This window comes from Streptomyces sp. NPDC026246, assembly GCF_055567995.1.
In genome coordinates this window covers 541,687-559,103 of sequence record NZ_JBVHPJ010000003.1, presented here as the reverse complement: position 1 = coordinate 559,103, position 17,417 = coordinate 541,687, and the positions used below count along the sequence as shown (strand labels likewise).

10 protein-coding genes are annotated in these 17,417 nt (G+C 73.5%); 3 read left to right on the top strand and 7 right to left on the bottom strand.

Translation table 11 applies throughout. The features are described 5' to 3' along the window. Positions 1 to 70 precede the first annotated feature (70 nt). The gene (locus tag ACZ4M5_RS10710) at positions 71 to 3,622 is read right to left on the bottom strand and encodes an ATP-dependent helicase (RefSeq protein WP_467735146.1); all 3,552 of its coding nucleotides are present in this window, start codon (positions 3,620 to 3,622) and stop codon (positions 71 to 73) included. Positions 3,623 to 3,888: 266 nt separating this feature from the next. Beyond that, positions 3,889 to 4,278 carry an MGMT family protein gene (locus ACZ4M5_RS10705; RefSeq protein ID WP_467735144.1) on the bottom strand — a complete coding sequence of 130 codons (390 nt, stop codon included), beginning with the start codon at positions 4,276 to 4,278 and terminating at the stop codon, positions 3,889 to 3,891. A 186-nt stretch (positions 4,279 to 4,464) separates the two neighbouring features. Between ACZ4M5_RS10705 and ACZ4M5_RS10700 the strand changes: the two genes are divergently transcribed. The 3 genes from ACZ4M5_RS10700 to ACZ4M5_RS10690 all read left to right on the top strand — a co-directional run bounded on the left by ACZ4M5_RS10700 (position 4,465) and on the right by ACZ4M5_RS10690 (position 10,488). Then, positions 4,465 to 7,188 (top strand): lysylphosphatidylglycerol synthase transmembrane domain-containing protein, encoded by a 2,724-nt coding sequence (locus ACZ4M5_RS10700; RefSeq protein WP_467735142.1) that lies wholly within the window; start codon positions 4,465 to 4,467, stop codon positions 7,186 to 7,188. A gap of 111 nt (positions 7,189 to 7,299) precedes the next feature. Further along, positions 7,300 to 8,847 (top strand): alpha/beta fold hydrolase, encoded by a 1,548-nt coding sequence (locus ACZ4M5_RS10695; protein ID WP_467735140.1) that lies wholly within the window; start codon positions 7,300 to 7,302, stop codon positions 8,845 to 8,847. Positions 8,848 to 9,015: 168 nt separating this feature from the next. Further along, positions 9,016 to 10,488, top strand: coding sequence for an alpha/beta hydrolase (locus tag ACZ4M5_RS10690; protein ID WP_467735138.1), 1,473 nt, complete (start codon positions 9,016 to 9,018; stop codon positions 10,486 to 10,488). 98 nt (positions 10,489 to 10,586) lie between these two features. On the opposite strand, the gene moeZ is transcribed toward ACZ4M5_RS10690, so the two are convergent. From moeZ to ACZ4M5_RS10665, 5 genes are all read right to left on the bottom strand, one after another. Continuing rightward, entirely contained in the window at positions 10,587 to 11,765 is a 1,179-nt protein-coding gene (moeZ, locus tag ACZ4M5_RS10685) for an adenylyltransferase/sulfurtransferase MoeZ (RefSeq protein ID WP_333936861.1), read from the bottom strand. A gap of 63 nt (positions 11,766 to 11,828) precedes the next feature. Beyond that, positions 11,829 to 12,578: a spherulation-specific family 4 protein gene (locus ACZ4M5_RS10680; RefSeq protein ID WP_467735135.1), complete on the bottom strand. Its 750-nt coding sequence runs from the start codon at positions 12,576 to 12,578 to the stop codon at positions 11,829 to 11,831. After that, positions 12,566 to 13,525, bottom strand: a complete 960-nt coding sequence (locus ACZ4M5_RS10675) for an NAD-dependent epimerase/dehydratase family protein (protein WP_369193827.1) — start codon at positions 13,523 to 13,525, stop codon at positions 12,566 to 12,568. Before ACZ4M5_RS10675 ends, ACZ4M5_RS10680 begins: the two co-directional genes overlap by 13 nt. Positions 13,526 to 13,687: 162 nt before the next feature. Next, entirely contained in the window at positions 13,688 to 15,067 is a 1,380-nt protein-coding gene (locus ACZ4M5_RS10670) for a hypothetical protein (RefSeq protein ID WP_467735565.1), read from the bottom strand. A gap of 452 nt (positions 15,068 to 15,519) precedes the next feature. Beyond that, positions 15,520 to 17,268 carry a DUF3492 domain-containing protein gene (locus tag ACZ4M5_RS10665; protein WP_467735133.1) on the bottom strand — a complete coding sequence of 583 codons (1,749 nt, stop codon included), beginning with the start codon at positions 17,266 to 17,268 and terminating at the stop codon, positions 15,520 to 15,522. Positions 17,269 to 17,417 lie beyond the last annotated feature (149 nt).

Sequence of the window (17,417 nt, the reverse complement as noted above, 5' to 3'; positions counted from 1 at the left end):
CAGTGACAGCGGTGACCGGATCGCCTTCCGGGACGACGGAAGCGCAGGTCGGCACGGGTGGTGCGATGGGTCACTCCACCACGTGGCGCCCTTCCTGACGCGCGCTGCAGGAGGCCCGGAACGCGCAGTGCGTGCAGTGCTGCCCGGCGGTCGGTGTGAACCGCTCGTCGAGGACCTTGCCGGCGGCCGTGGCCAGCAGATCGCCGACCCACTCCCCCTCCAGCGGCTCCTGCGCCTGCACCTTGGGCAGGGCCTCGCCGCCGTCGCGCTTGGCCGCCCCCTGCCGGAGGTGGACCAGTTCCGCTCCGCCCGGCTCGGGGCGCACCCCGTCGAAGACCTCGTCGACGGCGCCCTCGCGAACGGCCAGCTGGTAGACGGCCAGCTGCGGGTGGCGCTCTACCTCCTTGGAGGTGGGCGCCTGCTTGCCGGTCTTGAAGTCGACCACGTAGGCACGGCCGTCGCCGTCGGCCTCGACACGGTCCATCTGGCCACGGATGCGCACCTCGTAGTCACCCGCCTCGAGGGTGACGTCGAAGTCGTGCTCGCTGGCCACCGGGGAGCGCCCGGTGCGGTCCATGACGTGCCACTGGAGGAAGCGCTCGAGCGCCACGCGCGCGTTGGCCTTCTCCTGCTCCGACTTCCAGGGCGCGTCGAAGGCCAGGGCGTTCCAGACGGAGTCGAGGCGTTCCATGAGGACCGACAGGTCGGCCGGGGTGCGTCCGGAGGCGACCTCGTCGGCGAGGACGTGCACCACGTTGCCGAACCCCTGCGCGGCGGTCGCGGGCGCGTCGGCCTTCACCTCCCGGCCCAGGAACCATTGCAGGGCGCAGGTGTTGGCCAGCTGGTCGAGGGCGCTACCAGAAAGGACGACGGGCTGGTCGCGGTCGCGCAACGGCACTTTGGACTCGGTCGGCTCGAACATGCCCCACCAGCGGTAGGGATGGGCGGACGGCACCAGGGGACGGCCGTCCTCGTCGGAGAGAGCGGCGAGACGGGCCAGGCGGCGGGCGGCGGCCTCCCTGAGGGCGCCGGAGACACGCGGGTCGACCGTGGTGGCGCGGAGCTCGGCGACGAGCGCGGCGACGGACAGCGGGCGGCGGGGCCGTCCGGTGACGTCCTTGGGCTCGACGCCGAGTTCGGTGAGGAACCGGGACGGCTGGTCGCCGTCGTCGGCGGGGGCCTTGACGGCGGTGACGACGAGCCGTTCACGCGCGCGTGTGGCCGCCACGTAGAACAGGCGGCGCTCCTCGGCGAGCAGCGCACCCGGGGTGAGGGGTTCGGCGAGCCCGTCGCGGCCGATGCGGTCGGCCTCCAGCAGGGAGCCGCGGCGGCGCAGGTCGGGCCACAGGCCCTCCTGAACCCCCGCGACGACCACCAGGCGCCACTCCAGGCCCTTCGAGCGGTGAGCGGTCATCAGGCGCACGGCGTCCGGTCGCACGGCCCGCCGGGTGAGGGTGTCCGCGGCGATGTCCTCGGCGTCGATCTCCTCCAGGAAGTTCAGCGCGCCCCGGCCGCCGGTGCGCTCCTCGGCCCGGGCCGCGGTGGCGAACAGGGCACAGACCGCGTCCAGGTCGCGGTCGGCGTTGCGTCCCGCAGCGCCGCCCCTGCGGGCGGTCCGCTCCAGCCGGGCGGGCCACGGCGTGCCCTCCCACAGGTCCCACAGCGCCTCCTCGGCCGTGCCGCCGCCGGCCAGCCGCTCACGTGCCGTGCGCAGGAGCGCGCCGAGCCGCTGGGCACCGCGCGCGTACGTCGGGTCGTGCACGGCGAGCCGTTCCGGCTCGGCGAGCGCGCGTGCGAGGAGCACGTCCGAGGGCGGCGGCAGCGGGTTGCCGGCGGCCCGTTCCTCGTCGCGCAGGGCGCGGCCCAGCCGGCGCAGGTCGGCGGCGTCCATGCCGGCGAGGGGGGAGGTGAGCAGGGTGAGGGCGGTCTCGGTGTCGAGCCAGCAAGGGTCGGCGTGGCCGTCACCGGCGTCGGAAGCGGGGATGGTGCCCGAAGGGGCGGTGTCCGAAGAGGCGGTGCCGGAAGCGGGGTCGGTGCCCGAAGGGGCGGTGTCCGCAGGGGTGGTGCCGGAAGCGGGGTCGGTGCCCTCGCCGGTGCCCGAGGCAGCTGCCTCGCCCGCGCCCGGGGCTGCTCCGTCCGCCGCCCTGGAGGGCCCCGCGTCCGTCAGACCGGAGAGCCCGACCTGCGCCGCGCCGGGGAGCCCCGTCCGCGCCACTCCGGAGAGCCCGGCCTCCGCCCCGGCCACCGCCCGCAGTGCCGTCAGCAGCGGTGCCACCGCCGGTTCGTGCCGCAGGGGCACGTCGTCACCGTCGACGTCCACGGGGACGCCCGCCGCAGTGAGGGCGCGGCGGATCGTCGGGATGGTGCGGGAACCGGCGCGCACCAGCACGGCCATGTCGCTCCAGCGGACGCCGTCCTCCAGGTGGGCCCTGCGGAGGATGTCGGCGATGTTGTCCAGTTCCGTCCCGGAGGTCGGGTAGGTGTACGCCTCGACGCGGCCGCCGTCCCGCACGGGGGCGAGTTCGCGGTGGGCGCGGACCTTCTCGGCGGGCAACCGGGTCAGTGGCATGCGCTGGGTGAGCAGCCGGGTGGCGGCCAGCAGGGCGGCGCCGGAGCGGCGGGACGTGCGCAGCACCGCGACGGGGGCGGGGCGGCCGTCCGCGCGCGGGAAGGCGTGCGGGAACTCCAGGATGCCGTTGACGTCCGCCCCGCGGAACGCGTAGATCGACTGGTCGGGGTCGCCGAACGCGACGAGGCTGCGACCGCCGCCGGCGAGGGCGTGCAGGAGCCGCACCTGAGCGGGGTCGGTGTCCTGGTACTCGTCGACGTAGACGGCGTCGTACCGGGCGGCGAGCCGGGCGGCGACCTCGGGGCGGCGGGCGAGGAGCACCGCGCGGTGGACGAGTTCGGCGTAGTCGATCACGCCCTGCAGGTCGAGCACGTCCAGGTACTCGGCGAGGAAGGCCGCCGCGGCGCGCCAGTCGGGGCGGCCCGTGCGGCGCGCGAAGGCGTCCAGGGCGTCGGGGCCGAGGCCCAGTTCACGGCTGCGGGCGAGGACCGCGCGGACCTCGTCGGCGAAGCCCCGGGTGGTGAGGCAGGCGCGCAGTTCGTCCGGCCAGCGCACGTGCGCGAGCCCGAGCCGCTCCAGGTCCACCTGGCCCGCGAGCAGTTCCCGGACGGAGACGTCCTGCTCGGGGCCGGACAGCAGGCGCATCGGCTCGACGAACAGGTCGTCGTCCTGGTGGGCGCGGACCAGGGCGTAGCAGAACGAGTGGAAGGTGGTGGCCCGGGGGGCGCGGGCCGCACCGGTCCGCAGGGCCATGCGGTCGCGCAGTTCGACGGCGGCCCGGCGGCTGAACGTCAGCACCAGGATGCGCTCGGGGTCCGCGCCACGGGCGATCCGCTCGGTCACGGACTCGACGAGCGTGGTCGTCTTGCCGGTGCCCGGACCTGCGAGGACGAGCAGGGGGCCGCCCGCGTGCTCAACCACGGAGCGCTGCGCCGCGTCCATCACGGGGGGATCCACCCGGGCGGGCGGGGTACGGACCAGTCGGTAAGCGCCACGGCTCCCCCGCCGCACCCGGGGGTGCGTCAGGCCGCTGGTGGAGGAAGAGGAGCTCACGTGGTTCGCCGGTCCTGGTGGAAGTGCTGGTTGGCGGGCCACCGCGCGTGGCGGGCGGTGACCGCGGGATGACGGGGACAGGTGCGGCCGACGCTACGCCGCCGAGTGAGGCGGAGGCAGGGCTTCCCCTTCTTCCCTCCGGTCACCCGGGACACGCTCGTCACTCGAGTCCCTCGTCCCACGAACGTACGTCATGCCACCGACGTGCCCCGTGTCCCCCGTCCGGATCACGGGTCACACGAGGGCGCCCGCGATGGCGGAAGCTGTCAGGTGTGACCCCCCGCGCGATCGCCGCCGTCCCACCGCGCGCGTCTCATGTCGATGCGCGGCAGGTGGCCCTCGGCGGCCCGGCTCGCCTGCTTCAGGGGCGTGCCCTCCTGGCGGTAGTGCCCGAGCGCGCGCTGTTCGTGCCCCGGGAGCAGAAGGCCGTCCGCGCGGACCACACGCCACCACGGCACGGCTCCCCCGTAGAGCGCCATCACGCGGCCGACCTGCCGGGGGCCACCCTCCTCCAGCCATTCGGCGACGTCGCCGTAGGTGAGGACGCGACCCGGCGGGATCAGCTCCGCGACGTCGAGGACCCGCTCGGCGTACGCCGGCAGCGCCGGCACGCCGCCGTCCTCGTACCGGCCCCCCTCAGGGCTCTGCTCACTCATCCGTCCCATCCTGCCCCACCCCACCGACAACGGGCCGGGGGTGCGCACAGGCTTGCGAATCGCCCGGCACAGGCGCGTCGGGCAGACTGTCCGCCCCCGCATGTGCACCCTGATGCCCGCGCGTATCGGTGTGGCATGCCACCATCGTGCGGGCGGTGACCGGTGATACGAGACCAAGAAGAGACCATGAAGCAGCAGGGTGCACACGACACGGAGGGCACCTCTGACGCTTCGTCGCGCCCGGAACCCCCGGACGGCGGCCGCAAGGCGCCCGGGAAGAGGAGCCGGCCGGCCGCCGAGGAGCCCGACGTCGCCCACATCGACCAGGTCGAGGGCGACGAACCGCTGCTCCCCGCGCGCGTGCACCGGCCGTCCGATCTCATGCGGCTCCTGGTGGGCGTGCTCGCCGTCGCGGTGCTCATCGGGATCGCCGCGTTCGCGCACGGCACCACGTCGGGCCTCGAACAGGACATCAACAAGGGCACCGGCCAGGCCCCCGACCTGCTCATCAAGATCGCGGGACTGGCCTCCAGCATCGCGATCCTGCTGGTGCCGGTCGCGTTCGCCATCGAACGGCTGATCAAACGGGACGGCCTGAGGATCGCCGACGGCGTGCTGGCGGCCGTCCTCGCCCACGGTGTGACGCTGGCCACCGACCTGTGGGTGGCCCGGGCGGCCCCCGACTCGATCCAGGAGGCGCTCACCCAGCCCTCCCCGGGCGACGTCCACGCGCTGACCGACCCCGTGCACGGCTATCTGGCGCCCGTGATCGCGTACATGACCGCCGTCGGCATGTCCCGCAGACCGAGATGGCGCGCGGTGCTCTGGGTCGTCCTGCTCCTCGACGCCTTCTCGATGCTCGTGACCGGGTACACCACGCCGTTCTCGATCATCCTCACCGTGCTCATCGGCTGGACGGTGGCCTACGGCACGCTCTACGCGGTCGGCTCGCCCAACGTCCGGCCCACCGGGCGGACCCTGATGGCGGGCCTGCGGACCGTCGGCTTCCGGCCGGTCAGCGCCTCCCGCGAGGACACGTCGGACAACCCGGACACCGGCGACCGGGGCCGCCGCTACTTCGTCACCCTGGAGGACGGCCCGCCCCTGGACGTCACCGTGGTCGACCGGGAGCAGCAGGCCCAGGGCTTCTTCTACCGCGCCTGGCGCAACCTCACCCTGCGCGGTTTCGCCACCCGCAGCAGCCTGCAGTCGCTGCGCCAGGCCCTGGAGCAGGAAGCACTGCTCGCGTACGCGGCCATCGCGGCCGGCGCCAACGCGCCCAAGCTGATCGCCACCTCCGAGCTCGGCCCCGACGCGGTGATGCTCGTCTACGAGCACAGCGGCGGCCGCAGCCTCGACTCGCTGTCCGACGAGGAGATCACCGACGATCTGCTGCGCGACACCTGGGACCAGGTCAAGGCCCTGCAGTCCCGGCGGATCGCGCACCGCAGGCTGGTGGGCGACGCGATCCTGGTGGATCGTTCCGGCACGGTGATCCTCACCGATCTGCGCGTAGGTGAGATCGCGGCCGGCGATCTGCTCCTGCGGATGGACATCTCGCAGCTCCTGGTGACCCTCGGCCTGCGCGTGGGGGGCGAGCGTGCGGTCGCCTCGGCGGTCGGGGTGCTCGGCCCGGACGCGGTGGCGGACTGCTTGCCGATGCTCCAGCCCATCGCGCTCAGCCGCTCCACGCGCGCGACGTTGCGCCGGCTCGCCCGGGAGCGGGCGGAGCGCGAGCGCGAGGCGGTCCTGGAGGCGTCCCGGCAGGCGAAGCAGGCCCGTCTCGACGAGGCCGCCGGCGAGGCCGCGCCGGCCCCGGAGAAGGCCGACAAGAAAGCCGTGCGCGCCGAGCAGCGGGCCGAGAAGCGGGCCATCGACGAGGCCCTGGAGGAGGCGCGCGAGGAGGATCTGCTCACCCAGATCCGGCACGAGGTGCTGCGCATCCGGCCGCAGGCCCCGGTCGAGCCGGCCCGGCTGGAGCGGGTGCGGCCGCGCACCCTCATCAGTCTCATCGCCGGTGCGATCGGCGCGTACTTCCTGCTCACCCAGCTCACCCATATCGAGTTCGGGCCGCTCATCGCGAACGCCGAGTGGGGCTGGGTGGCCGCAGCGGTGCTGTTCTCGATGGCCAGCTACGTCGCGGCGGCGATGGCCCTGCTGGGCTTCGTGCCCGAGCGGGTGCCGTTCGTGCGGACCGTGGCGGCTCAGGTGGCCGGCTCGTTCGTCAAGATCGTCGCTCCGGCGGCGGTCGGAGGTGTGGCCCTGAACACGCGCTTCCTGCAGCGTGCGGGCGTGCGCCCGGGGCTGGCGGTGGCGAGCGTGGGCGCTTCGCAGCTTTTCGGGCTGGGCTGTCACATCCTGATGCTGCTGTCCTTCGGCTATCTCACCGGCACCGAGAAGACGCCGTCGCTGTCACCGTCCCGGACGGTCATCGCCGGTCTGCTGACGGTGGCGGTGCTGGTGCTCGTGGTGACCTCGGTGCCGTTCCTGCGCAAGTTCGTCGTCACGCGTGTGCGGTCGCTGTTCGCCGGTGTCGTGCCGCGCATGCTGGACGTGCTGCAGCGGCCGCAGAAGCTGGTCACCGGCATCGGCGGCATGCTGCTGCTGACGGCCTGCTTCGTGATGTGCCTGGACGCCTCCATCCGGGCGTTCGGCGACGAGACCACCTCGATCAGCATCGCCAGCGTCGCCGTGGTCTTCCTCGCGGGAAACGCCCTGGGGTCCGCGGCGCCCACTCCGGGCGGTGTGGGCGCGGTGGAGGCGACCCTGACGGTGGGTCTCATCGCCGTGGGCTTGCCCAAGGAGGTCGCGGCTCCGGCGGTGCTGCTGTTCCGCCTGCTGACCCTGTGGCTGCCCGTCCTGCCGGGCTGGCTGGCCTTCACCCATCTGACCCGCAAACAGGCGCTCTAGGGGAGCGTCGGCCGGCCGGTCCCTCCCGGCCTCACAGGTCCCGGTGGCCCCTCCTCCCTCGTACGGCACGCGTCCCGCGCGGACCGTGGCGGGCCGCCGCAGGATGGACTCATGCCGACCCGCCTCCGCCTGCGCGCCACCGCCCTGACCGCCTCAGCCGCGCTGCTGTCCGCCGTCCTCGCGGGCTGCGGGGGCGACGACGCCAAGGACGAGGACCTCACGCGGCAGACCCTGGACTGGAAGGAATGCCCCGCGCCCGACGAGGCCCAGGGAGGTGGTCCCGCGCCGTCCCCGCTGCCGGACGACGGCGAGTGGGAATGCACCACCATGAAGGCACCTCTGGACTGGGACGACCCCAAGGGGGACACGATCGGCCTGGAGCTGATCCGGGTGCGCACCACCGGTGACGACAGCGCGCGCATCGGCTCGCTCATCTTCAACTTCGGCGGCCCCGGCGGCTCCGGCGTCACCTCGCTGCCCGCCTTCGCGGAGGGCTACAAAACGCTGCGCACCCGTTACGACCTGGTCAGCTTCGACCCTCGCGGAGTCGGCCGCAGCGCACCCGTGATCTGCGAGAACGACCAGCAGCTCGACGCGTACTTCCAACAGGACGCGACACCCGACGACGCCGCGGAGCGCACCACGCTGCTGGACAACACCAAGGAGTTCAACGCGGCCTGCGAGGACAACTCGCGGAAGATGCTGCCGAACGTGCGCACGACCGACGCGGCCCGCGACATGGACCTGATGCGCCAGGTCCTGGGCGACGACAAGCTGCACTACTTCGGCATCTCCTACGGCACCGAACTCGGCGGCGTGTACGCCCACCTGTTTCCCCGGCGCGTCGGCCGGGCCGTGTTCGACGCCGTCGTCGACCCCTCGGAATCCGCCGAACAGGGCTCGCTCGGCCAGGCCAGGGGCTTCCAGCTGGCCCTCGACAACTTCGCCGAGGACTGCGTGTCCAAGACCGAGGACTGCCCCGTCGGCGACAGCGCCCAGGACGTGAAGGACCGGATCGCCAAGCTGCTGGCGGACCTCGACCGCAAGCCGATCCCGGGCGTCTTCCCCCGCGAGCTGACCCAGACGGCCGCGACGAGCGGCATCGCGCAGGCGCTGTACTCCAAGGACTTCTGGGAGTACCTGACCGAGGGCCTGGAGCAGGCCTACGACGGCAACGGCCAGATCCTCATGCTCTTGTCCGACTCGATGAACGGACGCAGCGAGAACGGCGAGTACAGCAACAGCGCCGCGGCCAACGCCGCCATCAACTGCGCCGACGACAAGGCGCGGTACGACACCGCCTACGTGGAGCGGAAGCTGCCCGAGTTCCGGGCCGCCTCCGAGCTGTTCGGCGACTACCTGGCCTGGGGCATGATCAGCTGCACCGACTGGGCCGTGCCGGGCGCGGCCGATCACCCGGACGTGAGCGCTCCGGGCTCGGCGCCGATCCTGGTCGTCGGCAACACCGGTGACCCGGCGACCCCGTACGAGGGAGCACGGGCGATGGTGGAGGCCCTGGGCAAGGGGGTGGGGATCGAGCTGACGTACCGGGGGCAGGGGCACGGGTCGTACGACAGCGGGAACAAGTGCGTGCAGGGCGCCGTGAACGGATATCTGCTGGACGGGAAGGTGCCGCCGGCCGGCACGGTCTGCACCTGACGCACACCGGACAACACACCCGACATCCCACCGCACATCCCGGCGACCCGAAGAAGTCGCAGGTCAGCAGGTTATCCACAGGCCGGACCGGCGGCCGCGGGTTCTGCCTACCATGGCCTGACCGCCATCCGCGGCACGCAGCGGACGGCTTGTGAGGGGGGATGGGCGATGACGCGCTTCGTACGGTGGGCCGCTGCGGCGGCGGCCTCGGCCCTGCTGGCCGCGGGCTGCAGCGGCGAAGACACGTCCGACGACGGCAAGGGCGGACTCTCCTGGGGCCGTTGCAAGGCCACGGCCGACGGGCCCGCGCCGAGCAGCGAATGGCAGTGCGCCACGCTCGAGGTGCCGCTGGACTGGTCGGAACCGGACGGCGAGACGATCGGCCTGGGGCTGATCCGGGCCAAGGCCCGGGGCGGCGACCGCGTGGGCTCGCTGCTGTTCAACTTCGGCGGCCCGGGCGCTTCGGGCGTGTCCATGATGCCGTCCTACGCCCCGACGGTCTCGCGACTGCGTGAGCGCTACGACCTGGTGAGCTGGGACCCACGCGGCGTGGGCGCCAGCGAAGGGGTGCGCTGCCGCGCGGACAAGGAGATCCAGGCGGCCGAGTCGGTGGACGTCACCCCGGACACACCGGCCGAGGAGAAGGCCTACCTCGCGGACGCCGCCGACTTCGGCAAGGGCTGTGAGAAGGCTGCCGGCAAGCTGCTCTCGCACGTCTCCACCGCCGACTCGGCGCGCGACATGGACCGCATCCGCGAGGTCCTCGGCGACGCGAGCATGCACTACTTCGGCATCTCCTACGGCACCGAGCTGGGCGGCACCTACGCCCACCTGTTCCCGGAGAAGGTCGGGCGCATGACCCTGGACGCGGTAGTCGACCCCGGCGCCGACACGGTGGGCCACGCCGAGAATCAGGCCCGGGGCTTCCAGCGCGCGCTGGACAACTACCTCACGTCCACCGGCCAGGACCCGAAGGAAGGCTCCCGCGAGATCGCGGCCCTGCTGCGGCGCATCGACGACCACCCCCTTCCGGCGGGCACGCCCGAGCGGAAGCTGACCCAGTCCCTCGCCGTCACGGGCATCATCCTGCCCCTGTACGACAAGGACGGCTGGCCGAGCCTCACCAGCGCCCTGGACGCGGCGAAGAAGGGCGACGGCTCGGAACTCCTGGCCCTGGCCGACGGCTACAACGAACGTGACTCCTCGGGGCGCTACGGCACGACGACCCACTCCCAGCGGGTCATATCGTGCCTGGACGACAGGCAGCGGCCGACCGCTGCCGGGACGAGGAAGCTGCTGCCCCGCTTCGAGAGGATCTCCCCGGTCTTCGGCACGTTCCTCGCGTGGGACACGGCCGGCTGGTGCCACGACTGGCCCGTGCCCGGACAGCACGACACCCCGGAGGTCGGCGCGCCGGGAGCGGCACCGGTCCTGGTGGTGGGCAACACGGGCGATCCGGCGACGCCCTACGAGGGCGCCCGGAGGATGGCCGACGAGCTGGGCGAGGACGTCGGGGTGATGCTCACCTGGCGTGGCGAGGGCCACGGGGCGTACGGCAGCGGGAGCGACTGCGTGGACTCCACGGTGGAGGCGTACCTGCTGGACGGGTCGGTGCCGAAGGACGGCAAGGTCTGCTCATGACGACGGCGGGGGCCCCGGGCACCCGTGGTGCCCGCGACCCCCGCCGATGTGACCGGGCGTCACGGTCCGGCGTGGTGGGCCGGACCGTCAGGTCGTTGTCAGTAGACCGGCTTGCTCGGCTCGATCTGGTTGACCCAGCCGATCACGCCGCCGCCGACGTGGACGGCGTCCGAGAAGCCCGCGGACTTCAGGACCGCGAGGACTTCCGCACTGCGGACACCCGTCTTGCAGTGCAGGACGATCTTCTTGTCCTGCGGGAGGCTCTCCAGGGCGGTGCCCATGAGGAACTCGTTCTTCGGGATCAGCCGGGCGCCCGGGATGGAGACGATCTCGTACTCGTTCGGCTCGCGGACGTCGATGATGTCGATGCTCTCGCCGTCGTCGATCCACTCCTTGAGCTGCTTGGGAGTGATCGTGGAGTCGGCGGCCGCCGCCTGGGCCTCCTCGGACACGACACCGCAGAAGGCCTCGTAGTCGATGAGCTCGGTGACGGTCGGGTTCTCTCCGCAGACCGCGCAGTCGGGGTCCTTGCGGACCTTGACCTGGCGGTACTGCATCTCCAGGGCGTCGTAGATCATCAGGCGGCCGACGAGAGGTTCGCCGATGCCGGCGAGGAGCTTGATGGCCTCGTTGACCTGGATGGAGCCGATGGACGCGCACAGCACGCCCAGGACGCCGCCCTCGGCGCAGGAGGGGACCATGCCGGGGGGCGGGGGCTCCGGGTAGAGGCAGCGGTAGCAGGGACCGTGCTCGGACCAGAAGACGGAGGCCTGACCGTCGAAGCGGTAGATCGAACCCCACACGTACGGCTTGTTCAGCAGTACGCAGGCGTCGTTGACCAGGTAGCGGGTCGCGAAGTTGTCCGTGCCGTCGACGATCAGGTCGTACTGGCTGAAGATGTCCATCACGTTGTCGGCCTCGAGCCGCTCCTCGTGAAGGACCACGTTCACGTACGGGTTGATGCCCTTGACGCTGTCGCGGGCGGACTCGGCCTTCGACCGGCCGATGTCGGCCTGGCTGTGGATGATCTGGCGCTGCAGGTTCGACTCGTCGACCTCGTCGAACTCCACGATGCCCAGGGTGCCGACGCCCGCTGCGGCCAGGTACATCAGCGCCGGCGAGCCCAGGCCGCCGGCGCCGACACACAGCACCTTGGCGTTCTTCAGCCGCTTCTGCCCGTCCATCCCGACGTCGGGGATGATCAGGTGGCGGGAGTACCTGCGGACCTCGTCTACGGTGAGCTCGGCAGCCGGCTCGACCAGGGGTGGCAACGACACGGGGACTCCGTTGGTCGGTCAATCACTACGGTTGTTCTCCCCGTAACACTGCCATGCCCTTTTTCATTCCGAGACACCCGTTCCGACCAGCGAGACGATATCGTCCCAGTAGCCGGGCATGGCCTCCCAGGGGTCGGCCCGGCCACCGCGGTCGGTGTGGTCGGTGAACCAGATCGTCGCGGCTCCCTGCCAGCGGGCGATGCGCAGCGCCTCCTCCAGGTGGGGCCGGGGGACGCCGTGCACGAAGTGGCAGAAGCGCTCGGGTTCGTACTCGGCGGTCCACTCGGCCACCTGGGACCAGCGGTAGTCGCTCCACGGCCCGGAGAAGGTGACCAGCTGGTCGGCGAGGTCGGCGTATCCCGGGTGCGGGTGGATGCCATGGCCGAGGACGATGTGGGCCTCGTCACGGATCACGCGGAGCGTGGCGACCGTGCGGCGCACCTCGGGCAGCCCGACGTGGTCGGCCGGGCAGCGCTCCAGGAGGAAGCCGTCGACCTGGTACCAGTCGACGAACCGGTGGGCGTCCGAGATGACTTCGCCGAAGTTCCGGGTGCCGTAGCGGGTGTCGAGGTGCCCGAGGACGCGGACGCCCGCGTTGCGCAGCCGGCCGGCGGCTTCCAGACAGTGCGGGTCGGGCCGAGTGCCGGGCCCGTCGGCCACGTTGAGGACCACCCAGTGCAGCGGGGTGCCCGGTCTGGCCAGTTCTCCCCATTCGGTGCGGGCGAGGAGGGGGTGCGCGTAGCCCGGGACGCCGACGCCGGGGCGCAGTTCCGTGCCCGAGGTTCTGGGCCGTGGCCTGGTCAGATGCGGCATGCCGCCTCCATCCAGATGTCGGCCAGGGACTCCTCCAGACCGATCCGGGGGCGCCAGCCGAGCCGGTCGCGGGCGGTGCGCACGTCGGCCTGCTGCCAGCTGCCGCAGCCGTCCGGGTACGGATACGCGACCGGGGCCGCGTGGTCGGAGTCGGGCCGCGGGTGGCCGATGGCCGGACGCAGGGCACCGGGCGGGCCGTCCAGTTCGTGGAGGGCGCCGCCGTACCCGGCCACGCGGGCGAGGACCGCGGCGGCGTCGCGCAGCCGCACGGCGCGCCCGGAGCCGATGTTGATGACGCCCTGCGCGGCGGAGAGGGAGGCGGCGTGCACGGCGCGGGCCACGTCGCGGACGTCGACGAAGTCGCGCTGGGCGCCGAGGCCGCCGAGTTTCAGCTCGCCGTCGCCGGACTGCATGGCCCGGCGCATGGCCTCGGCGAGTCGGCCCAGGGGGGAGCCGGCGGGGGTGCCGGGACCGGCCGGTGAGAAGACGCGCAGGATGACGGCGTCCAGTCCGGAACCGAGGACGAGTTCCGTGGCGGCGAGCTTGCTGACCCCGTACGGGCCGCCCGGGCGGGGCACGGCGTCCTCGGCGGTGGAGGAGCCGGGTTGGCTGGGTCCGTATTCGGCGCTGCAGCCGATCTGCACCAGACGGGCGCCGCAGCCGCTGCGGCGCAGGGCTTCGCAGACGGTGGCGACGGCGACGGTGTTGTGGCGGGTGAGTTCGCGGGCACCGCCGCGGGTGGCGCCGGCGCAGTTGACGACGACTCCCGGGTGGACCGCGTCGAGGAAGCGGGTGAGGGCCCCCGGGCTGCCCGAGGCGAGGTCGAAGCGGACGTCGGCGTCGTCACCGCGGCCGAGGGCGGTGAGCTGGACGGCCGGGTCGGCGAGCAGGCGGTCGGCGACGAAGCGGCCGATGTAGCCGTTGGCTCCGATCAGCAGGACTCTCATCGCGCGGCTCCCGATGCGGCCGGGGCTCCTGGCTGGGTGGTCATGCGGGTTCTCCTTGAGGGCGGGGCGGAACGGGTGTGGGGGGTGGTGTCCGAAGCTGTGGGGGGTGGGTCTGCGAGGCGGTGGCCTCGGCGTTCGCGCCGGCCGGGCATGGCCGGCCGTTCAACCGGAGGGCGTCACCGGGTACTGGTCGGGCGGCGCGTGGGCCGAGGCCCGGGCCAGCTTGCGCGTGGTGTGGAGCAGCAGGGCCAGGGCCCCGGCACCGCACGCCAGAACCGGGACGCTGCCGGCTCCCCAGGTGGCCACCAGGGCCTCGACCGGGGTGGCGACGAAGCCGCATCCGGGAAGTCGGGAGACGAACACCGCGGCGAGAGCGGCCGCCTCGACCAGGGCGGTGGCCGTGAGGACGAGGGCCGGGGCGTAGGCGAAGCCGTGGACGGTGAGGAGGCGGGCCAGGTGGAGCAGGGCGCCGAGGGTGAGCACCTCCCCGTAGGCCGACGGCTCGTCGAGGAGGGTGGTGCTGAGGACGGCCAGGGCCGTCAGGGCGGCCACGAACAGGGCGAACGTGCCGAGCAGCAACGGCCGGACGGAGGCGGCGAAGTCCTCCAGACCGCGGCTCGCGACGAGTTTGCGCCGGGCGCGCGCGGTCAGGAGGTGGGCGCTCCAGGCCGCCGGCGCACACGCCAGGGTGAGGGCCAGGACCGGGGCCACGGTGAGGGGCCAGGGCCCGTCCGCGGCCCCTGTGGGCGGGAGGTCCGGGCCTCCGGCGAGGGCACTGCGGAGCAGACCGTCACCGAGCAGTGCGTAGCCGAGGAGCCACAGCGTCCATACGGCGGTCCTGCCCCGGGTGGCACCCGGACGGGGGCCCGGTCCGCCTCCCTCGGTGAGGCTCAGTGGGCCACGGCGCAGGGCAGCGCGGAGGGCCAAAGCCACGGCGAGGGCCCCGGCGACCGCCACGCACAGGCGCGCCCGGCCCTGGGTGAGGTCCAGGGCGGTCACGGCGGCGGCGCAGAGCGCCCCGGGCAGGAGCGTCAGCACCACCCAGTCGGCGCGCACGCGGGGAGCGGCGGTCGGGGCGGGCGGGGGTGCGTCGCTCTCCCGGGAGACGCGTGCGTACATCTCCTCCGCGAGCGAGAACACGTCGCGGTGCCGGAAGCGGGCGGCGGTGCGGTCGGTGATGCCGTGCGCTTCAAGGCCCGCGGCGATCTCGAGCGGGTCCACCGCGCGCTCGCAGAGCTCGCGGTGGCGGTGCATGAGGGCCTTCACGGGGTCGGCCGCGCCTCGACGCGGGGCCGGCGCCGGGGCAGCGGCGGCACCACCGGGCGCCGTGACCCGCGAGACACCTGCGTGCCCGCCCGCCGACGGAGCGATCACCTCCGCGCCCCCCGTCACCCCGGACGCGGACTCCGCGCGCTCCGACACCGACGACTCCCATCCCGCGCGCTCCGACAACGAGGACTCCGAGCCCGCGCGCTCCGACACCGACGACTCCCCTCCCCCGCGCTCCGACATCGAGGACTCCGAGCCCGTGCGTTCCGACATCGAGGACTCCGAGCCCGCGCGCTCCGACGCCGACCACTGCCGTATCGACCGCTCCGACACCGCCGACTCCGGTTCCGCGCCCTGTGCTACCGACGGCTGCCGTCCCCCGCGCTCCGCCGTCGACGGTTCCCGCTCCGGACGCCGCGGCATCGCTCCCACCGCCGCCGCCCGCCGCAGTCCCTCGCACTCCGGCTCCGAGGCGACACCGGCTCCCATGGCCGCCCGCTCCGAGGCCCCGTCGGCTCCCGTCGGCGTCGAGTCCGAGTCCGAGTCCGAGTCCGCGTTGGCCTCCGACGCCGTCGACTCCGCGGCCACGGAAATCTCGGCGGCCTCCCATGCCGTCGGCTCCGAGCCGCTTTCTCCCCGCCCGGAGTGCAGCGCCCGCTCCGATCCGGCGTCCCGTGCACCGGGGACGGCCGGGGTGCCCGGCCGGTCCAGTGCGCCCAGGTCCTTCATCGCGCTCCCTCCGGGGCGGGCACCGGCGCGGTCGCCCGGACGGGGTGGCCCGCGGCCCAGCCGGGGCCCCGGCGCGCGGCGAGGCGGGGCGACGGGGAGGACCACCGCACCGGAACCCGCGCCTCGGCGGGCACCGCGAAGGGCAGCGGCTCGCCCGCGCCGTCGAGGACCCGGCGGACGGGCGCGCGCGAAACGATCTCCAGGTAGATGCCGTGGAAGGCCTCGATGTTCTGCTCGACCGTGAACAGTTCGAGCGCCCGGGCGCGGGCGGCGGCCCCGAGGCGCAGACGGCGCTCGGGGTCGCGCAGCAGCGCCACGCACGCGTCGGCGAGCGCCCGGGGATTGCGCGGCGGGACGACCAGCCCGGTGCCGCCGATGATCTCCACGACCGCGCCGACGTCGGTGGAGACCGTCGCCCGCCCGCAGAGCATGGACTCGACGAGGCCGGCCGGGAAGCCCTCCACGACGCTGGACAGGACGGTCACCGCGCCCGAGGCGTAGGCCTCGGCGGGGGACGGCAGTTCGGGGCCGCCGATCTCCTCGAAGGAGACGGGGTTGTCCCCGGCGGCGTGCGGCCCCGCGGCCTCGTCGGGGAACAGCTGGGCGGCCAGCGTCCGGCAGTGGCCGAGGTAGGCGGCGCCCTCGTCGCCGGCGGCCGCTCCGACGACGCGCAGGCGCGTCCGCGGTTCCTGCCTGCGGATCTCGGCGAAGGCGTGCAGCAGGGAGACCAGGTCCTTCGCCGGCTCGACGCGGCCGACCCAGACCAGCGTGTGCGGGTCCGCGTACTCGGGGGACTCCCCCACCTCCGCGAACGGCCGGGCGTCCATGCCCGGGTAGACCGTGCGGAGCTTGCCCCGGTCGGCCCCGCAGCGCTCCTGCCACCGCCGGGCGTGGGTGTTGCCGGCGGTGACGACCTCGGCCCGCCGGTAGGCCTCGGCCGCGAGCAGGCCGTGGAAGGCCGCGAGCAGGGACCGTACGGCGGGCGGGGCGTCCGGGGTGGTGAGGTAGTGCGTGCGCAGGCGTACGCCGTACTCGGTCACCATCAGGGGCACGCCGGTGAAGTGGTGGGCCAGCAGTCCCGGCAGGGTGGCCGTGCCGCCGGACGCGGCGTGGCACACGTCGACGGCGCCGAGGCCGTCGTCCTCGTACCAGTCGAGGGAGAGGGGGCGCAGGGCGCCTTCCAGGTGGGCGGTCACGGTGAGGAGGTCGGGCACGCGGGCCTCGCGGGCCGCCCGGTGCGCGCCGGGCGCGCGGCAGGCGCGCTCCAGCGTGCGTACGGCGGCCTCCGAGCGGAGCGCTCCGGTCAGGCCGCCCTCCTCGCGGGCCAGCTCGGCGAGCGCGTACAGAGCGTTGGCGAAACGGTCCGCCTCAGGGGTGAACCCCTCCGCGAGAGCCCCGGCGGCGGTGGCCGTCCCACCGACGGACGCGCCCGCACCCGCTCCCGGGCCGGGACCCGCACCGCACAGGACCGCCGCCAGTTCGGCGAAGCACTCGGTGAAGCGCCTGCGGGCCCGGCGGCCCAGCACGGCTTCGTCGTCCTCGGCGGACCAGGGTGAAGCGGTGCGCACCCTGCGGACGTTGGGCGGCAGCGGGATCCAGCCCTCGTCCTCCTGGTGCCGGCTGCGGCTGAGTGCGTAGACGTCGAACTCGTGCTGGGCGAGCCCGTGTACGAGCCGGTCACACCAGAGCCTGGCGTCACCGCTCACGTACGGATAGCCACCCTCCGTCAGCAGTCCGATGCGCACGAGTGCACCCCCGATCTCCCGTATGGGGAGCCGCCGTTGCCCGGCGGCTCGCAGCGGGACGAACGTATGCGGACAAGGCGGGGGTGCGACGGACGGTTGTCCGTCGCACCACCAAAAGGGGTGAACGGTCGTAACTTTCCCGTGCGGGT